Consider the following 13,144-nt stretch of genomic DNA (forward strand, 5'->3'; position numbering starts at 1 on the left):
GATGTGGGCAGTCAAGTTGGCAGGGGAGTTCCCCGATACACACTTGCGTGTGGCAACCCCGCTATCCTGGACGACATGTCTTTAGACCGGAGGCTTTGCGTCCTGGCCTTTCAACCAGTTTGCCAAATGACTACATAAAGGGTCATGGTGTCGCGTATTGCGACACCATCATCATGGCCAATTTTGATTAGTTAATTAAGTGTAAATGTTTACAGCTTGACTCATCGGAGTAGAGCTAAAAATTAACGTTATGTTTTTAATGGATTATTTAATCGTCTCATCACACCGAATGTCGGTCATCATGTCGATAAGATGCAAAAATTCGACATTTTTCATCCATGAAAAAATCCTCTGCCAGCCGGGCTGACAGAGGATGGAGTGCGACAAGGCGAGACGATTCAGTGGCGCGCGCGGGGGCGTTCGGCCTGATGTGATTGCTGATGCAGCGGGGCCAGCCGCTGTGCCAGGGTCTGATCGATGGCAGTGCCGAGTTTGAACACCGCCAGTCGCTCATCCAGACTGCGGGAGAGGTCTGCCAGCAGCTCGCTCTCTTTCGCCAGATAGGTGGCGGATTGTGACATCTCCTGGGCCGAATCATTGATGCCGCTGACGTTGCGGTTCATATCCTCGGCCACCACGCTCTGCTGTTCCGCCGCTGTGGCTATCTGGATCGCCATGTCGCTCACATGCTGGATGTGGTTGACGATGAGGGAGAGATCCTGCCCTGCCTTTTCGGACTGGCTGACGCTGCTCTCCGCCAGCTTGCGGCTGGCATCCATGGCACTGGCGGCGGTCACTGCCCGCTGCTGCAGCTGGGCTATGGTGCTCTGTATCTCCTCGGTGGACTGGCGGGTGCGGCTCGCCAGTTGGCGTACCTCGTCGGCGACCACGGCAAAGCCGCGTCCCTGTTCCCCGGCCCTGGCTGCTTCAATGGCGGCGTTGAGGGCCAGCAGGTTGGTCTGCTCGGAGATGGCGCTGATGACGGCGGTCACCTCGCTTATCTGCATCACTCCCTCCTTGAGCTGATTGACCTGCTGGGTGGCCTGTTCCACCTCGGTGGCCAGCGCCTGTATGCCATTGACACTGGCATGCACGTCACGGTTGCCCAGCCCGGCCTCGCTGGTGGCTTCCTGGGTATCCCGGGCGGTATTTTCGGCGTGACCCGCCACATCGGCAATGGTGGCGCTCATCTCGTTCATGGCGGTGGCGAGCTGGGAGAGTTGATCCCGCTGGCTGTTGACCGCCTGATTGGTCTCCTCTGCCGAGGAGGCGATCCGCAGGGCGGCATCTGCCACGTTGCGGGCCCCCTGGCTGGCCTCGATCAGGGCGTGACGAATGGCGTCGAGCCCCTGGTTGGTGCAGGCGGCGACGACCCCCATTTCATCCTTGCCGTGTACCGGTATGCTGATCACCAGATCCCCGGCCGCCACCTGCTGCATGGCTCGCTTGATCTCGGCCAGGGGATTGACGATGGAGCGGCTGATGGCAAACCCCAGCAGCCCCATTAGCAGGATCACCAGCAGGGTGGCGCCGCCCATCAGCTGGTACTGGGACCAGATGGTGGCCTGAATGTCCTGCAGCAGTACGCCAGAGCCCAGGATCCAGCCCCAGGGCTGATAGCCGGCGACCAGCGACATCTTCTGGGCGGCATCACCGGAGGGTCCTATCCATTGGTATTCAAGGCGGCCATGCTGGCCCCCCTTGCCGAGTTCCACCATGCGTTGCCAGTGATCCCCGGCTGTCTCGGCGCCGCTCTGGCCCATCTGCTGGCCAACCAGTTCCGGTTTGACGGGGTGTACCACAACGTGGCGAGTTTCATCGAGTACGAACAGATAGTTGTCGCCATCGAAGCGCATGCTGTTGAGCATGGCCTTGGCTTCTGCCTGAGCCTGTGCGGCGGGCAAGGTGGTGGCGAGTGACTGGATGCGGCTCATGGCGAGATCCAGCACGGCCTGCAGCCGGGCCTCCCGCTCACTCATCAGATTGCGATGCAAGGCACTGGCCGAAATAAGCAGCAGTGCGATGAAACCGACTAGCGCCAGTGAGAGCAGCAACATCAATTTGCGGCTCACAGCGATATCACCAAGCTTGAACATAAGGTCTCCCTGATTTCCCTGTGGGTCTTGTTGTGGCCAGACATGACAATGGCCCTGATTACTTGGCTGTTAACATTTAATTAACTTTCAATGGTTTGTGGTGACTGAATGCTAATTGAGTGTTTTGACAACCAGTATAGCCAGCAGACAGAAACCGTCGCTTTTGGTAGCGTGGTTGTGCGCATCCCGGCGCATCATTTGCCAAAAAATGTGAATGGCTTGGCATTTCACCAAAAAGGAGCGGGCACCCGTGCGGGTCAGCCCCATACAAGAGGGAATTTATGCATTCCATTGCCAGGAATTATTTGAATCAGCTCAATGCCGATTACCTGCAGGTACACAGGCGCAAGGAGGACCTGTTCTGGTCCACCTACATGGGCACCAGTGATGATCAGGCAGGTTTCACCGCCGCCGAGCAGGCCTGCAAGGCGTTTTGCGCCAACCCGGCCCGACTGCCGGAGCTCAGAGAGATGCTGTCCCAGGCCGAAGAGGCGGATCTCAAGCGTGGTCTGGGGGGCTGGATTGCCTTCTTCGAGTGCAACGTCATCGAGGATCCGGCTGCCGCCGCCCTGATGGACGAGCTGGTGGCGGCCGAGGCCGCGCTGTTTGCCCGTCGCCGGGAGCTGAAACTCGGCTTGCTGGATGAGCAGGGTCAGCAGGTCGTCGGCAGTCTGCCCGCCGCCAGCACCTCCCTTGCCGCCAGCCCGAACGAGGCGGTGCGCCAGAGCGCGCTGGCCATGTTCCATACCCTGGAGCAGTGGGTGGTCGACAACGGCTTTCTCGAGGTAGTGGCGATCCGCAACCGCTTCGCCCGTGCCATGGGGTATCGCGACTATTTCGATTACAAGGTGCGCAAGAACGAGCAGATGAGCCCGGAACAGCTGTTTGCCGTGCTGGATGATTTTATCGCCCGCACCGAGCAGCGGGTGCAACAGAGTCTGGCAGAGCTGAAAAGCGCCAAGGGAGAGGCGGCGCTGCTGCCCCACAACCTGCGCTATTTCGTCAGCGGCGACGTGACCCGCCAGCTCGACCCCTATGTGCCTTTCTCGCGGGCGCTGAAGGACTGGGTCGAGAGCTTCCGCCGGCTCGGCATCCAGTATCGGGATGCGACTCTGACCCTGGATCTGCTGACCCGGGAGGGGAAATACGAGAACGGCTTCTGCCACGGCCCTGTGCCCAGCTTCTGGCAGGAGGACAAGTGGGTTCCCGCCGTGGTCAACTTCACCAGTCTGGCCAACCCGGCTCAGGTGGGCAGCGGCTGGAGTGGCCTCAATACCCTGTTCCACGAGGGGGGCCACGCCGCTCACTTTGCCAATGTGACTGGCAACGCCCCCTGCTTTTCACAGGAGTTTCCACCCACCTCCATGGCCTATGCCGAGACCCAGTCCATGTTCTGCGACAGCCTGCTGGACGATGCGGACTGGCTCAAGCGCTATGCCAGGAACGCGGCGGGAGAGGTGATCCCAGATTCGCTCATCAAGGCCATGATAGCGGCGCGTCAGCCGTTTCGTGCCTTCAACGAGCGCCAGATAGCGCTGGTTTCCTACTTCGAGCGGGATCTTTACGCCATGGAGGAGAGCGAGCGCACTCCGGACGCCGTGCTGGCGTTGGCCCGTCAGTGGGAGCGCAAGATACTGGGGACAGAGAGCCCGAGGCCGCTGCTGGCCATTCCGCATCTGCTGAATCAGGAGTCGGCTTGTGCCTATCACGGCTATCTGCTGGCACTGATGGCGGTGGAGCAGACCCGCGCCTATTTCCTTCAGCGCGATGGATACCTCACCGACAACCCGCGCATCGGACCGGATCTGGCGGCTCACTACTGGGGGCCGGGCAACGGCATGACCCACGATGAGACGTTGCAGAGCCTGACCGGCGAGGGATTCAGCGCAGTGCCGCTGGCCGAGGTATGCAACCAGAGCGTGGCCGACGCCTGGGCGCAGGCCCAAGCCTGCATGGCGGCGGCGCAGCAAAGGCCGCCGGCCGGTGAGGGGGCGCCCCTCAATGCCCGCATCCGGGTGGTGCATGGCACTGAGCTGATTGCCGACAACAGCGAGTCGGAGGCGCGCATGCTGGCGGACTTCGAGGGCTGGATCCGGCGCCAGAGCGAAGTCGAGCCCGCCACCCTGGGCTAGATGAACCCCGCCTGCAAAAGAGCCCTGCCAATTGGCAGGGCTCTCTCTTTATATGGCGAGCGAGTCGATTACATCGTCAGCAGGGTGACCGGCTTGCCCTTGAGGGCGACGAGCAGGTGCTTGCCCGGCAGTTTCTGGCCATCGAGCATGATGGAGCTGTTGCTGAAGTTGGCGACCAGCCGGCTGCCATCCGAGAATCGGGTCTCCTGCACCCGGCCCACCCCGTCGCGCCAGCGAAATCCCACCAGCGCCTTGTCCCACAATGCCTCGTGCAGCGGCGCGAATTGATCGCTCAGTCTGACCAACTCGGGCAGACGGCTCTCCAGGGTGCTGCGGCTCAGGTTGACCAGCGGCGGTGTGTTGTAAAGCAGGCCGAGCAGGGCGCGCTCCTCCTTGATGCCCGGAAACTTGAGGTTGTCCAGCAGCCAGTGATGGCTGTTGAGCACAGAGTCGTGGAACACAGCCTGATAGAGGGGCAACCTGTCCGCCGGATTGAACACGGTTTTCAGGTAGCGTGGCTTGAGGCGCGCGGGCTGAAAGAAGACCTGCGGCGCTTCGTCCGGCCACCACTTGCCGAGGTAATAGGGGGACTTGGCCTGCTTGCGCATGCTGGCATCCTGCCAGCCGAACCCCCAGCTCTGGATGCCGTGGGCAAACATCAGCGGCTTGCTGGTGAGGGCATTGCCATCCTCCGAGCCCAGCACCAGCCCGAGCCGCTCTCCCACCCAGGCCATGCGGGCATTGCGGGCGGCGATCATCGCCTGGCTGCCCTGTTGATGGGCCGGGTTGTAATCGTTGGAAGCCATGGCGGTGCCGTCCACGTCGAGGAACAAGCTGTTGATGCCGCTGGCTTTGGCCAGCTCGCTCATGCGGCTCTTGGCGAAGGGCAGGGTGCAACCGGGATTGAGGTAGGCTCCCTCGCCACCAAAGCCAGGTTTGGGTTTGCCGTTGGCCTCCATGATGGCGCAGCGCTTGCCGATCTTGGGAGGGATCTGGGCGGTGAGCCAGCTGTCGTTGCTGCCGGGAAGGATGGCGGTATCGTAGGAGTCATAGCTGCCCACCAGATAGCCCAGGCGCTGGGCGGCGGTGACGGCATAACCCTGTTGCAGGGCCGCCGTCCATTGCGGGGTGCCGAGCCAGAGCTTGTGCAGTCCCGCCTGTTGCAGCGTCTCTATCACAGGCAGTGACAGGCCCTGTCCCCAGCGAGTCTGCGCAACCAGCAGATCTCCCAGCTGACCCCTGACCCACTGCTGGCGCAGGGCCAGCACCTTGCTCTGGCTGACGGGGCCCTGCTGGGCGGGCAGGGGGAGCTGGCTGGCAATCAGCCGGTTGAGCCCGGCCATGATCAATGTCTGCTGCCAGGGTTCGGGAGCCGTTGTGGCCAGCGCTTCCCGCTCCTCGCCGCTGAACGCTTGCAGCCAGGCCAGCTTTTGATTGAGTCTGGCCTGCAGGCCAGGCCAATCCTTCACATCCTGTCGATCCAGCAGGGCATCTCCCCACAGATAGACATGGCTGGCACCAATCAGGCGGCGGCCAGCGGGGATCCGGGCAAACTTGTCGGCGAGGGATTGCCACTCCCCCTCGGCCTGCAGCCACTCCCGGTAGCGACGGGCCCCTGCCAGCCAGTCATCCCCCACGCTCAGACGCACCACCATGGGAGCCTGCTGGTTGAAGCTGCTGAATTCGTGGCGGGCGCTCAGTTGCAGGCGCCCCCCCTTGCGGGTGAAGTTGAGCTGGTTGTCGTAGGGGGTTTGCAGGATCCAGCTGTAGGTCTGTTTGCCTGCATCCTGGCTCCACAGCGGCAGCTTGAGGTCGTAATGGGTGTTGAGTTCAGCCAGTTCGTCGCCGACATAGCCGAGCCAGTCGCTGTCACGCACCGAGAAGCGGCTGCCCTCGCCAAAGGCCATGGAGAGGTGGGTCTGGTTTTTCGGCAGGCTGTACCAGGCCAGCTGACGGGGTGTGTCGCTGACAAGGATCAGCAGCAGATCATCACCGTCCAGTTTGACCTCGACCCTGGCGTCCTGGGCAGGCCAGTGCCAGCTGGCCTCTTGCTCACCCCGGGTCAGCTTGTCGACCTGACGGGCGGGTTGGCCGGCACTGACCGGCACCTTGTTGACCGAGATGGCCAGGGTATCGGGGGCGATGCGATAGCTCAGCGTCTCCCCTTGCAGTATCAGGGGGGCGGCGGCCAGAGGCGCCGCCAGCAGTGAAATCAGCAGGCAGCCCAGTACTGGCGCCTTTATCCGTAAACCCTTCATTCAAGATCCTTGGCCAAGTCGATGGCATCAGGGTACGCCCTTGCCCGTTCTGCGGTACAGCCAAATTTGCCCGCACCAGCGGCGGCAAGCCCTGGCCTCTTGCCAGGGGCCAGAAGCGGTTGAGGTCGATGATTTCCTGTCAGGGAGGTTATCAGATGGGGCTTGTTTGTGGTCGTGACGTAGTCTGTCGTAGTCAGCCAATACTGGATTCGGATGCGCCAGATTCGCTGCAGGGGGCAATCAAGGGGGGAAGCTTAACCCCATTGCTTGATGGACCATCGATGCAGGCCAATCAAAATGGAATTCTGTTAATTACCTCAATAGTAATAGTGAAAAATTGAGTCCACAGGGACAGGCAACAGACGGTGGCTTATCGAGAATGGTTCCTGTCTGACTCGATTGACTAACTCGCCCACCGCTGCAGAATTGGCCGCCTCGCCACCCCCGATGCGAATCGGGTTCGGAAAGTCACAGGTCTCTTCCCGGAGACAGCTGGACCGCGCATTGAGGAAGGCGTTGGTTCATCCCTCGCCTTTCACCATCACAACCGCACATCCGTCAGGAAGTCACCCTGCGTTGCCACGGCAGCAGGGTCGGACATATGTGCGTAATCGTCAGGGCATTCAAGGACCGATCTGCCCGGCGCGTGTCAAAGGTGGAATGTTGCGAATGAATCGCATCTTTTGGTTATTGGCGCTCTTGCCCCTGTTGGTGTTGGCTGGCGGAGTGGATAGCGTACGGGAAGCCTGGGTCATCCAGGCCAGGGCAGGGGAGCTTGACGCCGCGGCGCAAGGACTGGATGCCCTCTATCGACAAACCGGCGACGGCAAGGTGCTGGACGATCTGATCGCCGTGCAGCTGTGGCGCGGTGATCGCAAGGGGGCGCTGGCAGCCTGCGCCCCCTGCGAGTTCAGTCCCATTGCCAACAGCACGCTGGAAGGGGTGGCCCGCGCCGCCCGGGACGAGAAGCGCTACTTTGAGGCGATCAGCTATTACCGGGTGTTGCAGGGGCGTGACCCGGGCAATCCCACCGGTTGGCTTGGCCTGTTTCTCACCGCCAGCGATCAGGGCAACCGTGTGCTGGCCCATCAGGCGGCAGGAGAGTACGAGGCCCGTTTCGGTCGCGATCGGGCCGTGCTGGAGGCGCGTATCTATGCCGCCCGTCAGGCCGAGGATCCCATGGGGGAGATGCTGGCCCGCCAGCAGTGGCTGGCGCTGGAACCCGGCAACAGTAAACAGGTGCTGGCGCTCTATCGGGTAGCGGTGAGCCTGGGGGCGGGTCCCGCCGCTGCCGACTTGATGGGGCAGTATCCTGCCCTGTTCAAGCCGGTGGATCGGCTCTGGCTCGACTACTACCAGGCGGTCAATTTGCTGCGGATCTCGGCGCAGACCGAGGATCCGGCGCTGGCTCGCACTTCCCTCACTCACACCCTGGCCCTGCAGGACAAGATCCTGGCCCGGGCTCCCCGCGATCATGTGCTCTACCTCAGTGCCCGCCGTGATCTGGTGGTGACCCTGGTTGCCCTCGGTGAGTTTGCCCAGGCGGAGCGGGAGTCTGCCGCCCTGCAAGCCGAGGGGCCGCTGCCGGAATACGTGCAGGAGGCGCGGGCCGATGCGCTGGTTGGGCTGGGGCGAGTGGACGAGGCTTCCCTTATCTATCGGCAACTGGCGACCCCGCAGCGGGCCAAAGACAAGACGCTGCTGGAGAAGCGTTTCTACGCCTACTCTGATGCGGAGCGTTACGGCGCCGCCCAGGGGTTGCTGGCGGGTTGGCAGGAGCCGCCGACTCGCTGGGATTTCACCGGCAATATGCGCATGCCCAACGATGACTACGAGAAGGTGCTGCAGCTCAGAACCCTGCTGCTGGCCTGGCGGGGTCAGGCCGGGCAGGCAGAGGCGCAGCTGGAAGGCTGGCTGAAAACGGCCCCTGCCAATCCCTGGCTCTGGTTGCAGCTGGGGGACATCCGCCGTTGGCGCGGTCACCCGGATGGCGCCGAGCAGGCCTATCAGCAGGCGGTGCGCTGGCTGCCGACTGGCCGTACCCGACTCGCCGAGCCGGGTCGCCTCCACGCCCGCCTCGATCAGGGGCAGTGGCAACAGACACCGCAGGCGGTGCGGGCCCTCGGCAACCTGACCAAGGATCGCCGGGACTTGCAACAGCGGCTGGCTCTGGAGCAGGCCCCCATGCTGACCACTGAGCTGACCCATGGTCGCAATGAAGGGGGCTCGGTACAGGCCAGTCGTGACTGGAGTTACGACAGCCGCTTTTACAGCGCTCGCAATGATGGCGGTGATCGGCTGTTTGTCCGTCGTCAGGGCAGCTTCGGTGAATTTGACGGGCAGCCGGAGCGTGCCGCCTACAGCGGGCTCGGGGCCGAAGTCTCCTTCTATCCGCTGCTGTTGACCCTAGAAGGGGGAATGGGCAGTGAGCTCAATCACAAGGGCTATCTGTGGAGCCGCCTCGACTGGCGGTTGGGCGATCGCTGGACCCTGGGTGCTGCCATCAACCTCAACAGCGCCGATACCCCGCTGCGGGCGCTGGCTCGGGGCAACTACGCAGATCAATATCAGCTCGATCTGGGTTGGCGCCAGGACGAGACCCGGGAGGCGGGCCTGCGGCTGGAACGGATGGACATCAGTGATGGCAATCGGCGGCTCACCGCCTCCGGCTGGCTGCGTCAGGATCTCTGGCGTCGGGATCGCTGGTGGTTCGACACCACACTGCGGGCTGCCACCTCCCGCAACGAGGCGGTGGCGGTGGATTACTTCAATCCCCTGCGGGATCGCAATCTGGAGCTGGAACTGGCGGGGCGTTACCGGCTGCCGCTGGATGGCCGTCGCGCCCTGCTGCAGAGCCTTGTCATCGGCGGCAATCAGTACTGGCAGCAGGAGTATGGCGGCAACCCGGGCTGGCAACTCAGCTATCGCCACGACTGGGTGTTCTCCCCCGCACTGAGCCTGGGCTATGGCCTGGGCCGGCGCCAGGCCGTCTACGACGGCAACCCCGAATATGGAAATTTCGTCTTCGCCAATCTGCAATGGAGTTTCATGTGATGAGACGCTGGCTTGCCCCTCTTTTCCTGTTGTTGTCCGTGCTCATGCCACTGGCCGCACAGGCTGCCCGTCAACCCGATGACTATGTGGTGCTCTGCTACCACGATATCGTCGATCTGAAATTGACCCCCAACCTCAAGCTCTACCCCCAGACCATACGGCGCGACACCCTGATCCGCCACTTCAACTGGATCAAGCAGCAGGGCTATCACCCGGTCAGCTTCCAGCAGGTGCTGGATGCCAAGGCTGGCAAGGCAGCCCTGCCGGAGAAGGCCATTCTGCTCAGCTTCGACGATGGCTACGAGAGCTTCTACCGGCTGGTCTACCCGCTGCTCAAGCTCTACAACTACCCGGCTGTCTATGCCCTGGTGGGCAGCTGGCTGGATGTGCCTGACGACAAGCTGGTGCCCTATGGCAACGACAGGCTGCCGCGCAGCTACTTCGTCGGCTGGCCGCAGATCCGCGAGATGCAGGCCTCCGGACTGGTGGAGATAGCCTCCCACACCTTCGCCTCCCACTACGGCTTGCTCGCCAATCCCCAGGGCAATGTGCAGCCGGCGGTGACCACGGCGGGCTGGAGTCCGGCCGGTTACGAAACCATGGCGGACTATCAGGTGCGGGTTAAAGCCGACTTCGATGCGTCTGTCCGCCAGCTCAAGGAGCAGACCGGCCGGGCACCGCGCATCATGGTCTGGCCCTATGGTGCCTTCAACCAGACGGCGCTGAACCTGGCCCGTGACAGCGGCATACCCTACAGCTTCACCCTGATTGAGGGGCTCAACACCCTGGGGGATTCCGGAGCCACTGTGCGCCGTTATCTGCTGGAGGAGGACACCAGCCTGGAGACTCTGGACGAGATCATGGGAGGCAATACCTGGGAGCGGCAGGAGGAGCGACTGGTGCACGTGGATCTGGACTATGTCTATGACAAGGATCCGCTGCAGCTGAACAAGAACATCGACCTGCTGCTGGAGCGGATCAAGGGATACGGCATCACCACCGTCTATCTGCAGGCCTATGCCGATGACAACGGTGACGGGGTAGCGGAGGCGCTCTACTTCCCCAATCGTCACATGCCGGTCAGGGCGGATCTGTTCAATCGGGTCGCCTGGCAGCTCAAGACCCGGGTCGGGGTCAAGGTGTATGCCTGGATGCCGGTAATGGCCTATGACATGGGGCCGAACCACACCTATGTGACCGACAGTCGCACCGGCGCCCCCGCCAGGGGGCAGTATCTGCGCCTATCACCCTGGGATGCAGCCAGCCGTCAGCTGCTGCTGGATATCTACGAGGATCTCGGTTTTTACACCAAGTTCGACGGCCTGCTGTTCCACGATGACGCCTTCCTCAGCGATTACGAAGGGCCCATGCCGCTGGCGCGCTCCCCCCAGGCCCTGCGGGCTCAGGGTGAGCACAAGACTGATTTGCTGATCGACTTTACGCTGGCGCTGCGTGACGCTGCTGCCCGTTATCGCCAGGGAGGGGCTGACGGCCTCAAGACAGCCCGCAACATCTATGCGGCACTGGTGACCGAGCCTGACGCCCAGCAGTGGTTTGCCCAGAGCATGGCAGCGTTCGCCAAGGCCTATGACTACACGGCCGTGATGGCCATGCCCTACATGGAACAGGCAGAAAATCCGGATGAGTGGCTGGCCCGGCTGGCGGAAACATCCCTGGCCCAGGTGCCGGCCGAGCGGCTGGTGTTCGAGCTGCAAAGCCGCAACTGGCGCACCGATCAGCCGATCCCGGATGAGGAGCTGGCGCGCTGGATGCAGATCATCCAGCGCAAGGGGGTGAAAAACTTCGGCTACTACCCGGACGATTTTCACAACAATCAGCCGGATCCCGCCGTGCTGAAGCTCGTCTTCTCGGTGCAGACCCAGCCTCAGCCAGTCCAGCTGCCGGTGGCTCCCGCCGTGCCCGTCAGTGCGGCCATGGCCACACAAGCGGGGGCGGCACGGTGAGCGGATTTCTCTCAGGCATTGCGATTTTTACCCTGGCCTACCCCAGCATGATGGCCATGGTGTGGATCTGTGGCGGCCTCTATTACTACTTCCAGTGGGAGCGGCGGGACATAGCGCTCGCCAGAACCGGGCTGGCGTTGCCTAGCTATCCCAAGGTGACTCTGATGGTGCCCTGCTACAACGAGGGGGCCAATGTGGAGGAGACCATCAGCCACCTGCTGCGCCAGCGCTATCCCGATTTCGAGGTGCTGGCCATCAACGATGGCAGCAAGGATGACACGGGGCAGCGACTGGATCGGCTGGCGGCGCAGGATGCGCGCCTTACCGTGCTGCACCAGCACAATCAGGGCAAGGCCATGGCGCTCAACAATGGTCTCGAACGGGCGAAGGGGGAGATACTGGTGGGCATAGACGGCGATGCGGTACTCGATCATGACGCTGTGCGCTGGATGGTGAAGCACTTCATCGAGAGCCCCAAGGTGGGGGCCGTCACCGGCAACCCGCGGGTGCGTACCCGCTCCACCATCATCGGCAAGATCCAGACCGGCGAGTTCAGCTCCATCATAGGCCTTATCAAGCGGGCCCAGCGCATCTATGGCACCGTCTTTACCGTGTCCGGGGTGGTGGTGGCCTTTCGCAAGTCAGCGGTGGAGGCGGTGGGTGGCTGGAGCACGGACATGGTCACCGAAGACATCGACATCAGCTGGAAACTCCAGCTGGCGGGCTGGCTCATCCATTACCAGCCCCAGGCACTGTGCTGGGTGCTGATGCCGGAGACGGTGCGCGGTCTCTACAAGCAGCGGCTGCGCTGGGCCCAGGGCGGGGCCGAAGTGATACTGCGTTACGGCCTGCAGGCAATGCGCTGGCGCAACCGCCACTTCTGGTTGCTGCTGCTGGAGTACCTCTCCAGTGTCCTCTGGTGCTACAGCATGTTGCTGCTGGCGCTGATCTGGCTGATCCGGCCCGATCTGGGGGAGCTGGCCGAAGGTCAGCTGTTCCAGTGGACCGGTGTCATCATGACCGCCATCTGCCTGCTGCAGTTCGGGGTCAGCATCTTCATCGACAACCACTATGACAAGACAATGGCCCGCAGCTTCGTCTGGTGTATCTGGTATCCGCTTATCTACTGGCTGCTCAATCTGGTGACGGTGATCGTTGCCGTGCCCAAGGCGATCCTGCGTCGCCGTGGCCAGCTTGCCGTATGGGAAAGCCCTGACAGAGGAGAGTCCTTCCGTGACAAAAAATAAGTTCGCCAACGAGATGATCATACGCAACGGTGCCCGTTGCAGCTGGCAGTACCGACTACGGGATCTGTTGATCCTGCTGGTGACCTGGATTGGCTGGTTGTTTCTGGCGCTGCAACCCTGGCTCAACTATCTGGATAAAGGGGAAGGGGACAGCTTTATCGGCTCGCTGGATGCGCAGGGCGCCGGGCAGCTGTTTTTGGCCCTGCTGCTTGGCATCTTCCTGCTGATCCACTCCTGGGCCAAATACAATCAGCTGCTTTACCGCCTGATGCGCAAGCGGGCACTGCGCAAAGCCGGTTAACCATGGGGCCATCCGGCCCCATTTTTGTATCTTCCCTCTTGTCACACTCTGTCACCAAATGGCCGGTGGCTGGCAAAGTCTTGTCATGGCAC

7 protein-coding genes and 1 riboswitch are annotated in these 13,144 nt (G+C 62.2%); of the genes, 5 read left to right on the forward strand and 2 right to left on the reverse strand.

What is annotated here, in order from left to right:
* Positions 1-48: 48 nt before the first annotated feature.
* Positions 49-134, reverse strand: a riboswitch (cyclic di-GMP riboswitch).
* Between the two features lie 264 nt (positions 135-398).
* Positions 399-2,096 carry a methyl-accepting chemotaxis protein gene (locus tag GWQ29_RS04470; protein ID WP_275918842.1) on the reverse strand — a complete coding sequence of 566 codons (1,698 nt, stop codon included), beginning with the start codon at positions 2,094-2,096 and terminating at the stop codon, positions 399-401.
* A 281-nt stretch (positions 2,097-2,377) separates the two neighbouring features.
* On the opposite strand from GWQ29_RS04470, the gene GWQ29_RS04475 reads away from it, so the two are divergent.
* Positions 2,378-4,228, forward strand: a complete 1,851-nt coding sequence (locus GWQ29_RS04475) for a M3 family metallopeptidase (RefSeq protein WP_275918843.1) — start codon at positions 2,378-2,380, stop codon at positions 4,226-4,228.
* 68 nt (positions 4,229-4,296) lie between these two features.
* On the opposite strand, the gene GWQ29_RS04480 is transcribed toward GWQ29_RS04475, so the two are convergent.
* Positions 4,297-6,486: a glycoside hydrolase gene (locus GWQ29_RS04480; RefSeq protein WP_275918844.1), complete on the reverse strand. Its 2,190-nt coding sequence runs from the start codon at positions 6,484-6,486 to the stop codon at positions 4,297-4,299.
* A 669-nt stretch (positions 6,487-7,155) separates the two neighbouring features.
* Between GWQ29_RS04480 and pgaA the strand changes: the two genes are divergently transcribed.
* Genes pgaA through GWQ29_RS04500 form a run of 4 tightly spaced genes read left to right on the forward strand, consistent with a single transcriptional unit; the run spans position 7,156 to position 13,052 of the window.
* Positions 7,156-9,540, forward strand: a complete 2,385-nt coding sequence (gene pgaA, locus GWQ29_RS04485; RefSeq protein ID WP_275918845.1) for a poly-beta-1,6 N-acetyl-D-glucosamine export porin PgaA — start codon at positions 7,156-7,158, stop codon at positions 9,538-9,540.
* Positions 9,540-11,504 (forward strand): poly-beta-1,6-N-acetyl-D-glucosamine N-deacetylase PgaB, encoded by a 1,965-nt coding sequence (gene pgaB, locus GWQ29_RS04490; protein ID WP_275918846.1) that lies wholly within the window; start codon positions 9,540-9,542, stop codon positions 11,502-11,504. The genes pgaA and pgaB overlap by 1 nt, the downstream gene beginning before the upstream one ends.
* The gene (gene pgaC, locus GWQ29_RS04495) at positions 11,501-12,751 is read left to right on the forward strand and encodes a poly-beta-1,6-N-acetyl-D-glucosamine synthase (RefSeq protein WP_275918847.1); all 1,251 of its coding nucleotides are present in this window, start codon (positions 11,501-11,503) and stop codon (positions 12,749-12,751) included. The genes pgaB and pgaC overlap by 4 nt, the downstream gene beginning before the upstream one ends.
* The gene (locus tag GWQ29_RS04500; RefSeq protein WP_017412598.1) at positions 12,738-13,052 is read left to right on the forward strand and encodes a hypothetical protein; all 315 of its coding nucleotides are present in this window, start codon (positions 12,738-12,740) and stop codon (positions 13,050-13,052) included. The genes pgaC and GWQ29_RS04500 overlap by 14 nt, the downstream gene beginning before the upstream one ends.
* Positions 13,053-13,144: the final 92 nt, after the last annotated feature.

It is taken from the genome of Aeromonas sp. 2HA2 (assembly GCF_029237345.1).
In the GTDB taxonomy this organism is placed as follows: domain Bacteria; phylum Pseudomonadota; class Gammaproteobacteria; order Enterobacterales; family Aeromonadaceae; genus Aeromonas; species Aeromonas salmonicida.